This window comes from Fictibacillus sp. UD, assembly GCF_043558025.1.
In the GTDB taxonomy this organism is placed as follows: domain Bacteria; phylum Bacillota; class Bacilli; order Bacillales; family Fictibacillaceae; genus Fictibacillus.
Genome location: NZ_JARUHH010000005.1, coordinates 214,572 through 230,934 on the forward strand (window position 1 = coordinate 214,572; position 16,363 = coordinate 230,934).

General features: G+C 39.1%; 23 protein-coding genes. 20 read left to right on the forward strand and 3 right to left on the reverse strand.

All coding sequences use genetic code 11. From position 1 onward, the window contains the following. Positions 1-2 precede the first annotated feature (2 nt). Positions 3-221, reverse strand: coding sequence for a spore germination protein (locus tag P8610_RS10875; RefSeq protein WP_251323247.1), 219 nt, complete (start codon positions 219-221; stop codon positions 3-5). Positions 222-377: 156 nt separating this feature from the next. Between P8610_RS10875 and P8610_RS10880 the strand changes: the two genes are divergently transcribed. The 7 genes from P8610_RS10880 to abc-f all read left to right on the forward strand — a co-directional run bounded on the left by P8610_RS10880 (position 378) and on the right by abc-f (position 4,392). Beyond that, entirely contained in the window at positions 378-599 is a 222-nt protein-coding gene (locus P8610_RS10880) for a spore germination protein (protein ID WP_394604405.1), read from the forward strand. A 55-nt stretch (positions 600-654) separates the two neighbouring features. After that, entirely contained in the window at positions 655-1,281 is a 627-nt protein-coding gene (gerPC, locus tag P8610_RS10885) for a spore germination protein GerPC (RefSeq protein WP_394604406.1), read from the forward strand. Continuing rightward, a complete protein-coding gene (locus P8610_RS10890; protein WP_289497161.1) occupies positions 1,256-1,426 on the forward strand; it encodes a spore gernimation protein GerPD in 171 nt (56 codons plus the stop codon). Before gerPC ends, P8610_RS10890 begins: the two co-directional genes overlap by 26 nt. Before the next feature lie 9 nt (positions 1,427-1,435). Then, positions 1,436-1,831 (forward strand): spore germination protein GerPE, encoded by a 396-nt coding sequence (locus P8610_RS10895; RefSeq protein ID WP_289497160.1) that lies wholly within the window; start codon positions 1,436-1,438, stop codon positions 1,829-1,831. Beyond that, entirely contained in the window at positions 1,828-2,028 is a 201-nt protein-coding gene (locus P8610_RS10900) for a spore germination protein GerPB (RefSeq protein WP_289497159.1), read from the forward strand. Before P8610_RS10895 ends, P8610_RS10900 begins: the two co-directional genes overlap by 4 nt. 12 nt (positions 2,029-2,040) lie before the next feature. Further along, on the forward strand, positions 2,041-2,481 hold the full coding sequence (locus tag P8610_RS10905; protein ID WP_394604407.1) for an Hsp20/alpha crystallin family protein: 441 nt from the start codon (positions 2,041-2,043) through the stop codon (positions 2,479-2,481). A gap of 333 nt (positions 2,482-2,814) precedes the next feature. Further along, a complete protein-coding gene (gene abc-f / locus P8610_RS10910; RefSeq protein WP_394604468.1) occupies positions 2,815-4,392 on the forward strand; it encodes a ribosomal protection-like ABC-F family protein in 1,578 nt (525 codons plus the stop codon). 26 nt (positions 4,393-4,418) lie between these two features. Here the strand turns inward: abc-f and P8610_RS10915 are convergent, their stop codons facing one another. Continuing rightward, a complete protein-coding gene (locus P8610_RS10915; RefSeq protein WP_394604408.1) occupies positions 4,419-4,601 on the reverse strand; it encodes a hypothetical protein in 183 nt (60 codons plus the stop codon). Between the two features lie 139 nt (positions 4,602-4,740). Here P8610_RS10915 and P8610_RS10920 point away from each other — a divergent pair, with 139 nt between their 5' ends. The 3 genes from P8610_RS10920 (at position 4,741) to P8610_RS10930 (ending at position 6,162) form a co-directional block, all read left to right on the forward strand. Further along, a complete protein-coding gene (locus P8610_RS10920) occupies positions 4,741-5,184 on the forward strand; it encodes a DUF6376 family protein (protein WP_289497155.1) in 444 nt (147 codons plus the stop codon). Positions 5,185-5,299: 115 nt separating this feature from the next. Beyond that, positions 5,300-5,452: a hypothetical protein gene (locus tag P8610_RS10925; RefSeq protein WP_289497154.1), complete on the forward strand. Its 153-nt coding sequence runs from the start codon at positions 5,300-5,302 to the stop codon at positions 5,450-5,452. 62 nt (positions 5,453-5,514) lie between these two features. Then, on the forward strand, positions 5,515-6,162 hold the full coding sequence (locus tag P8610_RS10930) for a hypothetical protein (protein WP_394604409.1): 648 nt from the start codon (positions 5,515-5,517) through the stop codon (positions 6,160-6,162). Between the two features lie 154 nt (positions 6,163-6,316). On the opposite strand, the gene P8610_RS10935 is transcribed toward P8610_RS10930, so the two are convergent. Continuing rightward, on the reverse strand, positions 6,317-7,048 hold the full coding sequence (locus P8610_RS10935; protein ID WP_394604410.1) for a Bax inhibitor-1/YccA family protein: 732 nt from the start codon (positions 7,046-7,048) through the stop codon (positions 6,317-6,319). Between the two features lie 279 nt (positions 7,049-7,327). Between P8610_RS10935 and P8610_RS10940 the strand changes: the two genes are divergently transcribed. The 10 genes from P8610_RS10940 to P8610_RS10985 all read left to right on the forward strand — a co-directional run bounded on the left by P8610_RS10940 (position 7,328) and on the right by P8610_RS10985 (position 16,354). Further along, positions 7,328-8,182: a hypothetical protein gene (locus P8610_RS10940; protein WP_394604411.1), complete on the forward strand. Its 855-nt coding sequence runs from the start codon at positions 7,328-7,330 to the stop codon at positions 8,180-8,182. Between the two features lie 34 nt (positions 8,183-8,216). Continuing rightward, positions 8,217-9,542, forward strand: coding sequence for a hypothetical protein (locus P8610_RS10945; RefSeq protein WP_394604412.1), 1,326 nt, complete (start codon positions 8,217-8,219; stop codon positions 9,540-9,542). 205 nt (positions 9,543-9,747) lie between these two features. After that, a complete protein-coding gene (locus tag P8610_RS10950; protein ID WP_289497148.1) occupies positions 9,748-10,215 on the forward strand; it encodes a redoxin domain-containing protein in 468 nt (155 codons plus the stop codon). 2 nt (positions 10,216-10,217) lie between these two features. Then, positions 10,218-10,391 carry a hypothetical protein gene (locus tag P8610_RS10955; protein ID WP_394604413.1) on the forward strand — a complete coding sequence of 58 codons (174 nt, stop codon included), beginning with the start codon at positions 10,218-10,220 and terminating at the stop codon, positions 10,389-10,391. Between the two features lie 129 nt (positions 10,392-10,520). Next, a complete protein-coding gene (locus P8610_RS10960; protein ID WP_394604414.1) occupies positions 10,521-11,576 on the forward strand; it encodes an SDR family oxidoreductase in 1,056 nt (351 codons plus the stop codon). 347 nt (positions 11,577-11,923) lie between these two features. Next, positions 11,924-12,985: a ribosome small subunit-dependent GTPase A gene (gene rsgA, locus P8610_RS10965; RefSeq protein WP_394604415.1), complete on the forward strand. Its 1,062-nt coding sequence runs from the start codon at positions 11,924-11,926 to the stop codon at positions 12,983-12,985. A gap of 268 nt (positions 12,986-13,253) precedes the next feature. Continuing rightward, positions 13,254-13,658 (forward strand): secondary thiamine-phosphate synthase enzyme YjbQ, encoded by a 405-nt coding sequence (locus P8610_RS10970; RefSeq protein WP_394604416.1) that lies wholly within the window; start codon positions 13,254-13,256, stop codon positions 13,656-13,658. Between the two features lie 117 nt (positions 13,659-13,775). Beyond that, positions 13,776-13,907, forward strand: a complete 132-nt coding sequence (locus P8610_RS10975) for a hypothetical protein (RefSeq protein WP_394604417.1) — start codon at positions 13,776-13,778, stop codon at positions 13,905-13,907. A 170-nt stretch (positions 13,908-14,077) separates the two neighbouring features. Next, positions 14,078-15,274: a branched-chain amino acid ABC transporter substrate-binding protein gene (locus P8610_RS10980; RefSeq protein ID WP_394604418.1), complete on the forward strand. Its 1,197-nt coding sequence runs from the start codon at positions 14,078-14,080 to the stop codon at positions 15,272-15,274. Positions 15,275-15,367: 93 nt separating this feature from the next. Next, positions 15,368-16,354, forward strand: a complete 987-nt coding sequence (locus P8610_RS10985; protein WP_289497138.1) for a branched-chain amino acid ABC transporter permease — start codon at positions 15,368-15,370, stop codon at positions 16,352-16,354. The last annotated feature ends 9 nt before the right edge of the window (positions 16,355-16,363 follow it).

Below are 16,363 nucleotides of genomic sequence, written 5' to 3' on the forward strand. Positions count from 1 at the left end.
CCCTACGCATTGCCGGCATTGTTGGAATCAAAAACATCAGGATCCAGCGTATTTGTAGCACTGACCACATTTATTGTTTGTATAAAGTTCCCTGTATTTCCTCCGCCAGAACCACTGTATCCCTTGCCTGTCGTTTTTGGATTGATTACTAATGTATCCCCGAAATTCACAACCCCTTCTGCTGCATTAATGTTAATAGGAGCAACAATTAAACAGGGCACTTCAGCACCCCCCTTATTTTTATTTACGAGTGTGACGTCGTCCTTTACAGATAAGTTATGTAGGTAGAAGCCTAAAGGTGAATGTGAAGTACAGGAACAGAAAGATGGGCGAATGCATACGATGTGGGGAGTACTTGAAAGTGGGGATGAACGTATATGCCAGCTATAGTGGGATCTATATCAGTAAACTCCATATCGAGCGGCAGTATCTTTCATGTAGGCGATGTCCAGACGATCTGCCCTGTTAGTTATGCAAAAACGTATGCAGGAGCGGGTTCCTTTAACACGGGTGATAATCTTCGTGTGCATAATGGCTACAACGTTACGTATACGCAAGATCCTGATGTGAATGACAACACTGCAGCAGCAAATTTTTAAACGACAAGCAAATTCCTTAGGCAGAGGGCATACATCTTACTAAGGAGCTGATCGTATGAACGAAGAAAATAACTATTATCTTAGTAAGCTTCAGCAGATGATACAAGATCAGAACGACAAAATCAGAGGGATGGAGCTTCAGATACAAAAGCTGCAAAAACAAATGAAAGAACTTTCTTCAAAACCTCAAACGGTAGAATACAAGTTTGATCAGTTAAAAGTCGAGAAGCTCGAAGGGACACTTCATATCGGTCTTGGGCATTCTGCGGAAAGCAAAGACTTGATCGAACAGTTCAATATTGGCCAGAATACAGTTCAAATGCCGGGAGAAATGAAGCGAAGTTCGATTGAAAATCCAAACTACCGTGAGATGATACAAGTAATGGATGGCTTTTTCGAAAAAGAAGCTCCTGTTTATTTAAAATCTCTTGAAAATAAAATGAATGTTCCGTTAGATGAGAACTATCGGATCTTCATACTCGAAGATGTGCAGCGTCAAGTACCAGGGCGGATCAAACACTATCTTACAAAATATGAACCTAAAGATGAAAGAGGCAGAAAAGATATCATTCAAAAAACCAAAGAGGACATCTATCGCGGAATCGAAACATTTATCGTTCATTTAAGAGATTCCAAATCTAATGGAGGTGACGAGAATGAAATTTTGCGTAACCAACCATGAGTTGTATGTCGGAGAAATCAGCATTATTGGTGTGGGTTTATCCTCCGTTGTATTAATTGGAGACTCAGATTGCATCAGTCTTGGTTCAGCTTTTGACACACCGCCTGAATCACTTGTTTTAGGAACATCACTCGTGCCGCTATAGAGGTGTGCTATGTACAGAACATCTATTGTCGATTGTGTTAACCTTAATTCACTTGCTTCATCTTCCGTTTTTCAGACGGGAGATTCAGATAAGATCAATTGTTATTCTGCCGCACTTGCCATACAAAGGGAAAGTACAAAGTTTGGTACTTTTAATGTTCCTTACAGTAAATACAAAGTTTTTTCACAGCCTGTTTTAGTGCCTATATGTCCGCCATACAAGATCAAAGAAACGTATAACGCGAACTCTTTTATTAGAGTGGGGAAAGTTGATATTCTTGGGGTGTCTAGTTCAGCGCTGCTCCATATCGGCTCAGTCAATGACATAAAGCTGCAATCTCGAGTAAAGCATGTTCGTAACTTCTTAACCAATCCTTATCCGGAAAATGAGGAGGAGGAAGAATGAATCTTTTTGTTAGTCAGACGATCGTCATCCAGCAAATTAGAGTCGATGGTATACAAAATTCATCTGTACTCCAAATAGGGAGTGCAGGAGTGATTCAGCCGATTTCGCAATTATTTAACACAGGCGGTTTTACAGGTCCTGCCCCACAGATTCCGGATCCAGATAATCCTTCTGTTCCTTTAGGGCCGCCTTCATAAGAGGTGATTGAATTGGACACTTGGAAGCAAATGATGGACTGGAAAAGGATGGCTGAAGAATATTTTGGGGATCAGTTTTTTACCCCTAACCAAGGAACAAATACCGATACAAGAAATGAGAGCCCTCTTTGCAACATTTATGAAACCCCTCAAGAGATATGCTGTGTATTGGCTCTTCCTGGTTTGAATCGTACCGAAGATGTTGAGGTTATGGTCGATCCATTCAAACTGACTGTTCAAGGGAAATTGTCATTAACGATGGATTCTTATCGATTAAATGCCGAAGAATTTCAGCTTGGTGAATTCAAACGTGAGGTCACGCTCCCAGTAAGAGTACTGCAGGAACCTGTTCAGGCTTTTTATCGGAAGGGGCTATTATTTATTCGTTTATTAAAAGACTCTCGGCCAGGAGCGAACCAGCGAAAGGTAAATCTGAATTGGGTGCAGGAATGATGCGAGGATGCTTGACTGATTCATAGGATATCGCTTACAATTTAGAAAAATAACGGAAGGAACAGGTGTATACGTCCAATGCGCAATTAATCTTATTTTAGCCATTTACTTGAATAAAAAAGTAGAACGCTAGATAGGATTTCTCTGCCCATTTTTAGGACTTAACAACAAGCCTGTTTTTTTGTTGTGAAAAAACGAATAATAACGTTTTTTTAGCGATATTAGTTCGGCTTGGGCAGACCTCTCTAGTAATAATGGGAGGTTTTTTTATGCTTTTATTAGAAGCTAATAGACTAGAAAAGTCATATAAAGGAAGATTGATCTTAAGACAAACTGAGCCATTGCAGCTTTTTTTCTGAAGATCGTATCGGTTTGGTCGGGTTGAATGGAACAGGAAAATCAACTTTTCTAAAGCTGCTGACAGGAATGGAGAATGCAGATGCAGGAACAGTTCGACATTTCGGGTCATTTGCTGTTGTGAGCCAGTTCGATGACGTGGAGAAGGCGATAACCGCCAAAAGTGAAGGAGTTTGGGACCTTAACGGGAAAAAGTATGAGACGATGAGCGGCGGTGAAAAAACACGTACTCAGATTGCTGCTGCACTTGAACTCAATCCTGATATCCTCATACTTGATGAACCCACTTCCCACCTGGATGTAGAGGGAATGGATCAACTAGCAAAAGTTCTTAATCACTTCAAGGGTGCAGTGTTACTCGTTTCTCATGACAGAGTGTTTCTCGATATGGTGTGCACAAACATTATCGAATTAGATCAGCATACGTTCACTTCCTATACTGGCAATTACTCAGAGTATCTGATTCAAAAAGAACAAAAAAACGTGCGCAAACAGTTTGAATATGAACTATATATAAAAGAAAAAGCAAGGCTTGAGAAAACGGCGAAAGAAAAAGCGTCAAAAGCAAAAGGTATGAAAGATAAACCAGCACGCATGTCCTACAGTGAAGCGAAGTTAGGAAAGGGTAAGCTTCAGGGGGCGAAACGGTCACTTGAAAAAAAGTCAAAGGTAATCGAAAAAAGAATAGAGATGCTCGATAAAAAAGAAAAACCAGTGGAGCAGCAAAAAGTTGAATTTAATATACAGCGCTTCTCCGTTATTCATGGTAAACAGGCAATCTCAGTAAAGGAACTCTCAGTCGGGTTTGATCACCGACAGCTATTTCAAAATCTATCGTTTACAATAAAACCAGGGATGAAGGTTGTTTTAACAGGAAAGAATGGAACAGGAAAATCAACACTGCTCAAAGAGATCTACAGAGGCAATGAAAATATTATAAAATCTAAACAACTTAAAATCGGTTATTTTCATCAGCATCTAGATCTATTAAATCCTGCCAAAACCATTCTTGAGAACGTCATGGAAAACAGTTTATACGATGAGAAATGGGTAAGGACTATACTGGCCAGAATGCTATTCAAACGTGATGATGTATTTAAAAAAGTCGAAGTGTTAAGCGGTGGAGAAAAGATGAAGACGGCATTAGCAAAGCTGTTTCTGAGTGATTATAATTTGTTATTGTTGGATGAACCTACGAACTATCTGGATCTTTTCACACGAGAAGCGCTGGAAGATGTCTTGATGGCTTACCCAGGAACTTTTATTCTTGCTACTCATGATAGAAGGTTGATCGAAAAGACGGCAACACATATCTTGGATTTGCAGCCTCCAAAAGCAATATGGTTTGAGGGGAATTTTAACGAATTTAAATCAGCACGTGTTAAGCAGGAGAAGAAGGCTGGATCTGCTTATGAAGAAGAGATGCTTAAACTGCAGTTCGAGATGACTGAGCTAATCAGCCAGCTTTCCATCTGTATGAATGAAAGTGAAAAAGTTAAGCTGAATCATCGATACGAAGAGGTTCTAAGTGAATTAAGAAAGCTGAAGTCATAAGAAAGAGCCGTTCCATGGGAGCGGCTCTACTTATTTTTGTCTGCTTTTATAGGTGGTTCTTCTTGATCGGTGATACCAGAATCATAGCTGATCTGTTTTAAATCTTCTTCGTCTGCAACCGTACCTCCAGCCATTCCTTCGTTTATCATCCTGTCGATATCCAAATAAAGATCTTTTTTGCCTTCATATTCTTTATCTTTTTCATTCATGTTCTTCCCATCCTTTCTTTTATAGTACATCTCTAGGTTGTCCTGTTTTGAAACTTTCTTGCGCACCAATCCGTATAAGAAGGTTAGGTGACATGAGAGTAGAGTAGATTATGAAATTAAAAAGAAAAGAGGAGATCGTATGAAGAAAACATTAATTGCTGTTCTTTTATCGTTCAGTGTTTTAACAGGTTGTTCAGCGGTAGAAGACGTGACAAACGGTATAAATTATGTGCCAGCAGCAACTGAATATATAAATGATGTACAACAATTTTCAAAAGACATCCCTGGCTTAGCTGAAAAGGCAATATCTGATCAAAATGCCCGTGTTGAACTAGAAAAAGCGCTTCAAGATATGAATGCAGATATAAAAGAATTTAACGGACTGACACCACCTTCAGTTTTTGAAGATGTTCATAACCAGGTGATGGACCATAATCAGACGTTGCAAGATGGAATTGATAATTATTTAACTGCCGTAAAGAACGGAGAATTAAGTCCGGATTTCTTGAAGGAAAGTGGTTTGTTAGATGACATAGCGGTTTACACCGACTTGTTAAATGATATTAAGAAGCTCGGGGAGTAATACTTTCTTCTCAAGTTACTCACTTTAATCACTAATTTTTTTAAAATTTCATGTTACATTTCGACTAATTTCGGGAATATGACAATGAGATAATTGGTGAGGGTGGGTAAATATAATGGATGACTATCATATGAAGATTGAAGATTACATGCAGTTGTTGAAGAAAAGATACAAAAAAGGCAGGATTCAAGCGAAACAATATCGCAAACGGTTGGAGCTTATACACCTATGGCACGTACGGGGCGTTGTTAAAGTGCCAAAGGAATAATTAACAAAAGACATATCTTTGACGATAAATGTATAAACACGACTAGTCTTGGCAGGTGCAGCATGTTTCCAATAAATACTACATTCGTAAAGCTTGAGCATACAAAATATGATTATATGTTTCATATTGCGTTTGCCGTTCTTTTCTGTTTATATAGTTTTTTACTTCTTTTTTCCAGCAAACTGCTGGGTTTTTTGTTTTTTATTTATGGTTTAGTTTTGTTAGGCTTCACCGTCTGGAAAGGGATAAGAATTATATACTCGATTCCCGGAGTACTGCTGGGCTTAACCATATTATTTTTCAGCAGATTGTTTTGGATCGGCGCATTTCAAATCCTGCCAGTGTTCTTTTATGAGATCTTTCAAGTTGTATTTTTTCTTGGATTCGGTTTCGGAATCGCCTTGTTGTACAGCTTGACATGTAAGGCAGCTCCGTTTTCAAATAGAATTCAAAGACACGTGGTTCATGGAACGTACTTTGCTACAGGAATTTTGCTTCTTCCATATACGTGGATCTTTAGCTATGGAGCGATAATGCAAAGTAACTATAACAGTCTAGTGTGGGCAGTGCTTATCCTCATCTTGTGGGGGATTTTATATGTGGTACAGTTAATCACATTTCCAAACAAAGCAATGGGTATGGCGCTTTACGCTGTTAATATTGGCGTTGGATGCTGGACGGTTTATAGATGGATAGCGATTTTAACATAAGAAAAGAGAAGCCATAATCGGCTTCTTTTTTTTACACGATCAGAAAGTATAACTTGTTAACACGATGATTTTTGACGTGGCAACAAGTTTAGGATCTCGGTATAAGCGCAACTATGGCTGACGCGATAAAGGCTAGGCGTCAGCCAAGTTTTCTTTAACGGCTTCTTAATTTAGCGAGCAAGTGCAAGATCTCAAAATACAGCCAGATCAAAGTGACCATAAGCCCGAATGCTCCGTACCACTCCATATACTTAGGTGCACCTCGATCTGCACCATATTCAATAAAGTCAAAATCAAGTACAAGATTGAGTGCAGCGATAGCGACGATGAATAAGCTAATTCCTATACCAATCGGCCCTGTACTGTGAAGATAAGGTACACTCATACCGAAAAAGCCTAAAATAAAGCTAGTAAGGTAAACAAGCATGATCCCCATTGTTGCTGAGAATACAATCAATCGAAAGTTATGAGTAACTTTAATGATTCTGAACATATATGCAAGCAGTAAGGCAAACAAAGTTCCGAATGTTAAAGCTACAGCTTGCAATGTAATTCCGTTAAATTGCGACTCGAAGCTTGCTGATATTCCCCCAACAGCCAGGCCTTCCAACGCTGCGTAAACGGGTGCAAGCAATGGAGCGGTTTTAGGAACGAAAGCAACGATTAAAGCTGTAACGAGTCCTCCAACCATACCGATAACAATATAATGACCGACAGGATTTCCTAAACGATATTGGTACCATGTAAATATCGCTGTTGCCATCAATACAATCAGCAAAGCAAACGTCTTATAGACGGTTCCTGACAATGTCATTCTATTACTAAAAGACGTTCCTCTAAATTTATCAAAAGTTGAACCTTTTAAAGCAGGATTAGCACTTCTCATATAAAGACCTCCTTAGCCTCTCTAAATGAAATATACGATATTTTATCATTAAAGTTTCATGTACAGTTTTGGAAATCTTTGTTGCTCTTGGCAGTGGTTGATTTTTGTAATAGAATGCTCGCTTTCCAAGGATGTGCGAAAACATTTTTAAGACAAAGTTCCTCTTGCTTTTAATTGAAGTATTGGCTTGATTAGGAAGGATTAACTATTTTGGACAAAGACCGACAAATATTTCATGAAATGGATGTAATATATAGTTGAAAGAAGGGAGGTGAATTTATGCGAATACCAAACCTCATTATGCAGAGTTTGATCGCGGGTGCCGTCCTTTTTATACCTGCAGAAGTTTTTGCTGAAAAGGAAACTGCGAAACAGAATCCAGCTGCTGAACAAAATGCTCAATCAGCTGTCCAACCAGAAAAAGCAAAAGAACAAACTTCAGAACGAACGACAAAACAACCAGAGAAGAAATCGAAAACACAGCATTCTGACGTGAATATTAAGAAAGCTGAAGTGAATAGACCTGACTCTAAAGGTTCTGAAAGAAGTTCCGAAGTTAGGCAAGCAAATCCAGCTGGTGTTTCAAAACAGAAAACTGTTCAGCATACAAAGAACTCAAGCGGTATAAAAAAATCAGTTCCTCAAAGACAATCTGAAAAGAATGTTCCAATAAAGCAGCCTCAAGTTAAAAAGGCTGAAACAACAAAAGTCATACATAGAAAATCACCTTTAACCAAAAAAGAATTGTCTAAAGAAACAGTTAAGGAACAAAGTAAGAATGGTGTTTTAAACAATGAGAGAGTTAAAGTGATGCAGCAGAAAAAGGCTGTGTCTAAACTTCCTCAGAATCTGCCATTTAAACCAGATCCAAAACATCAAGATTCTCAGGCGATTCCTGCGACCTCAGGACAAGGATCGTCCCATTCATCCACTAACACGGATGGCGGGACAGGGACAGCGTCTTTAGCTAATGTAAAAGCTAATTTAGTTCTGCCGTTGATCTTTGCTGAAAGTGAAAAGGTTTCTGTGTATTTTAACAGAATGGACCTCTTGAGAAGTCAATGGGTGAACGCACCGCCATCAAAACCACCGGAAAAAAGCTCTTTAATTTTTCAAAAAGATTGTGTGATGTAAAACAACTATCTGAAAATTTAAGGAGCGAATTATAATGAAAAAAGTCAACCGTACATTTGTAAAATCTTTAGTATTTGCTGGAACATTAACTCTTGCAGCAGTAGTAGGAACAGGTGCTGCTGAAGCGGCTGGTCATAAATCTGAGAAAGCGATTGCTGTTCAGAACGCAAAAGCATCTCAAGGAAATGTACAAGCTAAGGATGAGAACTTTGCAAAACCAGCTAAGGTAACAGTAAAGGTTCAAAAGCCAGCTAAAGCTGAAAAACCTGTTAAAACTGAAAAAATGGCTAAACCAGTAAAAGCTGAAAAGCCTGTAAAAGACAAGAGTCATTCTCAAGCAGCTGAACATGCAAGTGAAACTGCAAAGAAAAACGCTGCTCCAAACTCAGCTGTTCATGCTGTACCTACTAAAACAGAAGAGCCAGTTGTAACAGAACCTGTAACTGAAGAGCCAAAAGAAGAAGTTGTAGTGCCTGTTGAGGAAGAAGTAATTGAAATCGAAATTCCTGAAACAGATACTGAAGAAGGTAAAACAGAAGATACAGTGACTGAAGAAGAGGATGCTACTCGCAACGAAGATTCCGATGTCGACTCTGACGAAAAAGTGAATAAAGAAGATGATGAAGGCGAAGACTCAGAAGATAAAGCTGTTCAAGAGGAAAATGAAGATAATCCAGTTAAAAAAGAAGATCAACCAGATGTAATTGCTGACGAAGATGCAGTGAAAGAGGATGACGATTCTGACGAAGAAGATTCTGAAGATGTTGAAGAAGTAAAAGAAAACAAATCTCTTCAAAACAAAATGAATTCTAATGCATTTGAGCGTTCAAGTGAAAACGCAAAATTGCATGCTGCACCAAACGCTGCTGTACATGCTGAAGCAAAAGAAGAATTACCAGCTGAAGAAGAAACAACAACAGAAGAAGAAGTAACTGAGGAAGCTCCGGCAACTGAAGAGACTACGACTGAAGAAGAAGTAACGGAAGAAGCTCCAGCAACTGAAGAGACTGTGACTGAGGAAGAAGTAACGGAAGAAGCTCCGGCAACTGAAGAGACAACGACTGAGGAAGAAGTAACGGAAGAAGCTCCAGCAACTGAAGAGACTACGACTGAAGAAGAAGTAACGGAAGAAGCACCAGCAACTGAAGAGGAAGTTTCTGCTCTTTTGAACAAAATTCGTGCATTAGCATTTGAGCACGCATCTGAAAATGCGAAGCTTCATGCAGCAATCAACGCAGCGATTTTAGCAGTTGAAGAAGTTTTAGAAGAAGATGCTTCAGAAGTTGTTGAAGTGCCAGCAACTGAAGAAGATACAACAGAAGAAACAGATGTAATCACAGTAGTAACTGAAACAAAATAGCAAAAATGAAGTCAGGGATTCGCGGTCCCTGGCTTTTTTGTACTGAAATTTTCTTTTATAAGTCTTCGGAAAAATTTATAAGTCTTGAAGTGGTATTTATAAGTCTTAAGCTTTTGAGTCCTCATCATGCTATTACTAAATATTCCAACGTTTTCTTTTATATAATCGGGGAAGTATATTCTTATGATGCAAGGAGGTGGGTTTATTGTTAAAAAAGGGTGACCGTGCACCAGAATTCACATTGCCATCCACATTGAAAAAAGATATTTCGTTATCAGACTTTAAAGGGAAGAAAAATGTCCTTGTGGCTTTTTATCCCCTGGACTTCACCCCTGGCTGAATAAAGGAAATAACCTCTTGGAAAGAGGATTACCAACGTTTTAAAGATGCCAATACAGAAGTGCTAGCGATCAGTGTTGATCATATTTATTCACATAATGTTTTTGCTGCAGCACTTGGAACCCTTCCGTACCCACTTTTAGCAGACTGGCATAAGAAAGTTACAAAACAGTTTGATGTATTAAACGAAGAAAATGGTACTGCCATTCGTTCCTGCTTTGTTATTGACCAGAATGGAGTTGTTCAATTCTGCAACTACACATTCGATGCCAATGAAACACTTCAATATGAAGAAGTATTTAAAGCTTGTGAAACATGTGGAAAGGAAGAGTAGCTGTGGACCGAGAACGAAAAAATAGTAAACCTTATGAAGATCCAACTGCTCATGCAGAACAGGAGATCAATGCCTATTTTTATGATGAAAATCAAGAAACGGATGGGCATCCTACTGATTACATGAATAGCGAGATGCCAGCTGTTAATATAGCAAAACCAGATGATGAAAAATAAGGCTGCTTGAATAGCAGCTTTATTTTTTTGCTATATCCTGCATATCTCATGAAACCGGCAACATAGCAGTAATGTTGTGTTACTATATAGAAGAAGTATGCTGATATAGGAATAGGAAGGAACGGCTTAATGAATATTTTTCTTACCGGAGCAACTGGTTTTTTAGGTGGTCGCTTAATTCAAAACTTGGCACGTGAAGGTCATACTCTTTACGTGTTGGCGCGAAACTTACAAAAAGCTGAACAGCTTCTTTTGAAGACGGCTGATTTGAACGGCGATATTCATATTATTCAAGGGGACATTACACTCCCTCATTTAGGTATGACTCAAGATACAGAACAAGAGCTTGTTGGTAAAATTGATGCTTTTTATCATATGGCTGCTCTTGTGAAGTTTGATTTAGATCTTAAAGAGGAACTTTTTCAAATAAATTATACAGGTACACGCCATGCACTCCATGCAGCAAAGAAAATGGGCGTTTCCCAATTTTATTATGTAAGCACAGCTTATACACTTGGAAAGGACGAGTATGCAAAAGAAGAATTGCATGACGTGGACAACAACTTTAACAACCCGTACGAAGAGAGCAAATGTAAAGCAGAACATCTATGTATGGAGTTTAAAGACTGCTTTAATGTAACGATTTTGAGACCGGCAATTATTATTGGGGACTCAGAGACAGGGGAAGCAGACTCCAAATTCACGTTGTACGGATTGCTTAGAAGTTTGGAAGTATTTAAAAAGAGATTTCAGCGTAAAGGTATGGGCGACCGTGTGTTTCACTTGCTTTGTGAAAAAGGTAGTACACAAAATCTTGTACCGGTTGATTATGTGGCAGATGTTTTGTCAGGTGTCTTGAAAAAAGGCAGAGAAAATAACATATACCATATTACAAACAGCAATCCGCCATTAAGTGCTGATGTTTTTCAGATCATGAGAGACAAAGCAGGTCTCGAGCTTTTTAAACTTGCTCCGTATGATTATGAACCATTCTTGAACGAAGAGGAAAAGCTGTTAAACAGTGTTATAGATGTATATAAAAATTATCTAAATCGAAACATTACATTTGATGACGCAAACACGCAGCAATTACTAAAAGAGATAGAAGCTAAACCATTAAATATGGACATGGCCATGATTAAACGAATCATTACCGGATACAAAGGAGATTCTGTTTCAAAATAAAAAATATGCATCTATTTACAAATTATGCATATACTGCTATAGTTGAAAAGTAAAGTAATTTTAATAAAACCCAAGGAGGGATGTATGATGAGACAACTTAATGGATTGACGTCAGAGAGTGTATTTCATGTACAGCCTATTGGGACAATGAAGAAACGCAAATAGTTTTTTGCGTTCCAAAATCTTCGTTTAAATTTGTCATTTAACCATGGGCTGTACATACAGTGCCATGGTTTTTTATATGAAGAAGGGGTATTTGTGAACCCATCTTTCTGTAAAGAACCTAAGTAGATAGGTTCTTTTTCTTTTATAAAAAAATTGACAACATTTATTCGGAGGGTATTACATTGAATTTAAAATCACTAGGTTGGGATCAAACATTTCAAGAATCATTCAAAGCATATGAAGATCATAATCTTGTTCCAGGTAGAATTAGTGTGGAACATAAAGGGCTGTACACCGTTCTTACCGAACACGGTGAAATGCTAGGTGAAATTACTGGGAAAATCCGTTTCAACGCGACAGGAAGACATGACTTCCCAGCGGTTGGAGACTGGGTTGCTGTTCAGGCCAATCCGCAAGAAGGGAAAGCATATATTCACGGAATCCTGCCGCGAAAGAGCAAGTTTTCTCGAAAAGCAGCTGGACTCACCACAGATGAGCAGATTGTAGCGACTAATGTGGATACTGTCTTCTTAGTAAATGCACTAAACCAAGACTTTAATCTGCGCAGACTCGAACGCTATCTATTGATGGCTTGGGAAAGCGGTGCAACTCCTGTTATCGTACTGAGTAAAGCGGATCTTTGTGATGACATACAGAAATATATAGATGAGGTAGAAACGATTGCTTTTGGTGTTCCGACATTTGCGGTAAGTGCGGAAACAGGAGCAGGATTAGATGCTCTTTCTTCCTATATTACAGAAGGAGAAACAGTTGCCCTCTTAGGTTCTTCTGGTGTTGGTAAATCAACGCTTGCGAACAAACTATTTGGATCAGAGGTATTAAAAACAAATGTTATTCGTGAAGAAGATGGCAAAGGGAAGCATACAACGACTCACCGCGAACTGCTCGTACTTGATAGCGGAGGGATTTTAATTGATACGCCAGGAATGAGAGAACTGCAGCTGTGGGAAGGCGATAATAGCTTAAGTCATAGCTTTCAGGACGTTGAAGGATTTGCAGAACAATGCCGTTTCCGTGATTGTACACATCAAAATGAACCGGGATGCAAAGTGCAAGAAGCTATTGAAAACGGCGAGCTGAACGAAGAGCGCTATAATAGTTTCGTGAAATTACAGCGCGAGTTAGCGTACTTTGCCAGAAAAGAAGATCAAAAGTTAGCGCTTGCTGAACGGGCGAAGTGGAAAAAAATCGCAGGTGACCGTACGCGTGTTCACCGGAAATAGAAGGTATTGAAAAGGAATGACTCCACTAGTGGGGTCATTCCTCTTTTTTTGCTTCATATCTTGTTTCTTGTCGACTTGAAAAGAACAAAAATTTAATAATGTATATCTAAACCGAACACTCAATAATAATTCCACGTTAATTCAAATATATCCACGTTAATTGAGATAATTCCACGTTAATTGAAATAAATCCACATTAGCGACAATTGAGTATTAAAAAGGATTTTCTTAGGGAACATCAAATTAAGAAGATAGAGGAGGGATGAAATTGTCTCAAGTTTTTACGATCCAAACGCATCAAAGAGATGAAATGTATGAAATAACGAGTACACTGCAAGCCTATCTTGAGGAGCAGCGGGTGAACGATGGTGTCATGTACATATATTGTCCGCATACAACAGCAGGGATTACAATCAATGAAAATGCAGATCCGGATGTTGTGTCAGATATGCTCATGCGACTGGACGAAGTGTATCCGTGGGAACATCCAAAGTATCGTCATGCAGAAGGAAACTCAGCTTCTCACTTAAAGGCAAGTACAGTTGGTTCATCGCAAGTTGTATTCATCCAGAACGGCAAGCTTCTTTTAGGAACGTGGCAAGGTGTTTACTTTTGTGAGTTCGACGGACCTCGTAAACGAAAGTATCATGTGAAAATACTAGCAAACAAATAAGCTTTTCCATCAAGATTCACTGAACATCACAGTGGATCTTTTTTAATTATCTAATAGATAATTACTTATGAGATTTCTTTTAAGATATTCTTCATTGCTATTTGATTAGAGTGTAAGATGCGAGACTCCTGCGGGACAGGCGGGCAGGTGAGACACTTAAGGTGGCTCATCGCCTGCACCAAGGAATGCGAGCATCTGGAACGAAAATCAACCAAATCCATGAGCATCCTTGTTAACTTCCTACTTTAGTTGTAGATCTATCAAACAACAAAGAAATATGTTGAATATTAGGGAAAACTTTTAAATTTAATATAAATAATCTATTTTTTCTAAAATTTAGTTGTCTATTCTCTCATATTCATGTACTATTTTTTTAAATAGTAGCAATAATCAAAATATTCATACAAGGGGGATTTTAGGTGGGGATTAAGAGAGGGTTAAAAGTATTAGCAGCTTCTGCATTATCACTAGGACTTTTGGCAGGCTGTAATGCTTCTGGAGGATCAGAAGGCGGCAGTGGGGGAGGAAGCGGAAAAGTAATTAAAATCGCAACGCAAACTCCTTTATCTGGTGGAAGTGCAACACTTGGTGAATCCATTAAGCTAGGCGCACAACTTGCATTGGAAGAGAATAAGAAGAAGTTTGAAGACTTAGGGTACAAGCTTCAGCTTCAGCCGTATGATGATCAAGCAGACCCTAAAAAAGGTGTTGCCAACGCACAGCTTATCGGATCAGATAAATCAATCCTTGGAGTAGTTGGCCACTTGAATTCAGGCGTATCCATCCCGTCATCTGAAGTTTATGAAAAGTATAAAGTGCCGATGGTTTCTCCAGCGAATACCGCAACGGAGGTAACAGATCGTGGTCTTAAAACCGTAAACCGTATCGTAGCACGTGATGATTTCCAAGGTCCTGCAGGTGCAGACTTTGCGATTAATAAATTAGGAGCTAAGAAAATCTTCGTTATCCAGGACAAAACTGCTTATGGAACAGGACTTGCAGATGCGTTCAAAAAGGCAGCTGAAGAGGCTGGAGCTGAAATACTTGGTTACGAAGGAATCACCGTTGGTGAAAAAGACTTTAATGGTGTACTTACACAAGTATTGTCAAAGAAACCTGACTTAGTATTCTTTGGCGGACTGTATACGGAAGGCGGTCAGTTGATCCGACAAGCTCGTGACAAAGGAATTGATATTCCATTCATGGGCGGAGACGGAATGGATTCTTCTACGCTTGTTGAAATCGCAGGCGACGCTGTAGAGAACGTATACTACACATCTGTAGCCGCTGATGCGAGCAAAACAACAGAAGGCAAAGATTTCTCTTCTAAATACAAAGAGAAGTTCAACAAGAACGTAGAATCCTACTCAGCTTACGGATATGATTCTATGAGCGTTCTATTAAAAGGTTTAGAGGCAGCGATCGAAGGAAGTGACGGAGATCTTCCATCCCGTGAGAAGGTTGCAGAAGAAGTTCGTAAGATTCAAGACTTCCAAGGTGTTGTTACAAAAGTTGGCTTTGATGATATCGGTGACAACAAGTTCGCAAAAGTTTACATCTACAAGTTCAGTGAAGCTAAATATCCAGGAGTTCAAGAAGGCGAAATCAGTAAGTAAACCTATGTTTACAAGAGAGGGAATGACCCTAAAGGCCATATCCCTCTTCTTTTTTACACATATACTCCCTAGTTGTGAAAGAGAGGAATATTTATGTTAGCTGAAATTTTACAAAGTCTGCCTCAAGTACTTGTAGACGGAATAGCTCTAGGTGCCATTTACGCTGTAATAGCTCTTGGTTATACGATGGTTTATGGAATATTAGAACTTATCAATTTTGCACACGGTGAGATTTTTATGACAGGTGCTTTTATAGGGGTAGCTATGCTTATCCTGATGACAGGAATGGGCTGGTTGGCCGCTATGCCTGCCATTCTCGCCTTAATCCTCGTGCTTGTTGTTACATCGATTCTCACTGGTTTCATGGGTGTTGGCATTGAGCGGATGGCGTACAGGCCACTCAGAAATTCGCCTAAACTTATTACGCTGATCTCAGCAATCGGTGTTTCGTTTTTGCTGCAGGATCTCGTACGTTTCATTACAGAATACAAAAGAGGAAACTATATTTTAACAGGGCCCTCCATGTTCAATGAGAAATTTTCTATTAAATTTTCTAGTATCTCGTCATCCTTCAGTGATGCATTCTTTAAAACATCAACATTAATCCTGATCATTGCTGTTGTCATCATGATGATTGGATTAGACTTTTTCGTTAATAAAACGAAATGGGGCATGGCGATGCGGGCAGTAGCTCAAGACCGTGAAACGGCATCTCTCATGTCTATTAATGTGAACAAAGTCATTTCTCTTACCTTTTTTATCGGTTCAGCATTAGGCGGAGCGACAGGCGTTCTATTTGCTGTTCAGTACGGAACTATCGACCCGTATATCGGCTTTATATTAGGATTAAAAGCATTTACGGCCGCTGTACTCGGAGGGATTGGAAATATTCGTGGTGCTATGGCTGGCGGACTTATGTTAGGTATTTTAGAAATGTTTGCAGCAGCAAATCTGCAGATATTAACAGGCGGCATCTTTGGGGCTGAGTATAAAGATGTATTTGCATTTGCAATCTTAATTATCGTATTGATTTTTAAACCAGAAGGACTGTTTGGCAAAGCAGTTACTGAGAAAGTGTAGGTGAAGAGC

Excerpts from the sequence above, each read along its gene's own strand:
- P8610_RS10880 (WP_394604405.1), top strand. The coding sequence starts at position 378 with ATGCCAGCTATAGTGGGATCTATATCAGTAAACTCCATATCGAGCGGC.
- gerPC (WP_394604406.1), top strand. The coding sequence starts at position 655 with ATGAACGAAGAAAATAACTATTATCTTAGTAAGCTTCAGCAGATGATA.
- P8610_RS10890 (WP_289497161.1), top strand. The coding sequence starts at position 1,256 with ATGAAATTTTGCGTAACCAACCATGAGTTGTATGTCGGAGAAATCAGC.
- P8610_RS10895 (WP_289497160.1), top strand. The coding sequence starts at position 1,436 with ATGTACAGAACATCTATTGTCGATTGTGTTAACCTTAATTCACTTGCT.
- P8610_RS10900 (WP_289497159.1), top strand. The coding sequence starts at position 1,828 with ATGAATCTTTTTGTTAGTCAGACGATCGTCATCCAGCAAATTAGAGTC.
- P8610_RS10915 (WP_394604408.1), bottom strand. The coding sequence starts at position 4,601 with ATGAATGAAAAAGATAAAGAATATGAAGGCAAAAAAGATCTTTATTTG.
- P8610_RS10920 (WP_289497155.1), top strand. The coding sequence starts at position 4,741 with ATGAAGAAAACATTAATTGCTGTTCTTTTATCGTTCAGTGTTTTAACA.
- P8610_RS10925 (WP_289497154.1), top strand. The coding sequence starts at position 5,300 with ATGGATGACTATCATATGAAGATTGAAGATTACATGCAGTTGTTGAAG.
- P8610_RS10930 (WP_394604409.1), top strand. The coding sequence starts at position 5,515 with ATGTTTCCAATAAATACTACATTCGTAAAGCTTGAGCATACAAAATAT.
- P8610_RS10935 (WP_394604410.1), bottom strand. The coding sequence starts at position 7,048 with ATGAGAAGTGCTAATCCTGCTTTAAAAGGTTCAACTTTTGATAAATTT.
- P8610_RS10940 (WP_394604411.1), top strand. The coding sequence starts at position 7,328 with ATGCGAATACCAAACCTCATTATGCAGAGTTTGATCGCGGGTGCCGTC.
- P8610_RS10945 (WP_394604412.1), top strand. The coding sequence starts at position 8,217 with ATGAAAAAAGTCAACCGTACATTTGTAAAATCTTTAGTATTTGCTGGA.
- P8610_RS10960 (WP_394604414.1), top strand. The coding sequence starts at position 10,521 with ATGAATATTTTTCTTACCGGAGCAACTGGTTTTTTAGGTGGTCGCTTA.
- P8610_RS10975 (WP_394604417.1), top strand. The coding sequence starts at position 13,776 with ATGCGAGACTCCTGCGGGACAGGCGGGCAGGTGAGACACTTAAGGTGG.
- P8610_RS10985 (WP_289497138.1), top strand. The coding sequence starts at position 15,368 with ATGTTAGCTGAAATTTTACAAAGTCTGCCTCAAGTACTTGTAGACGGA.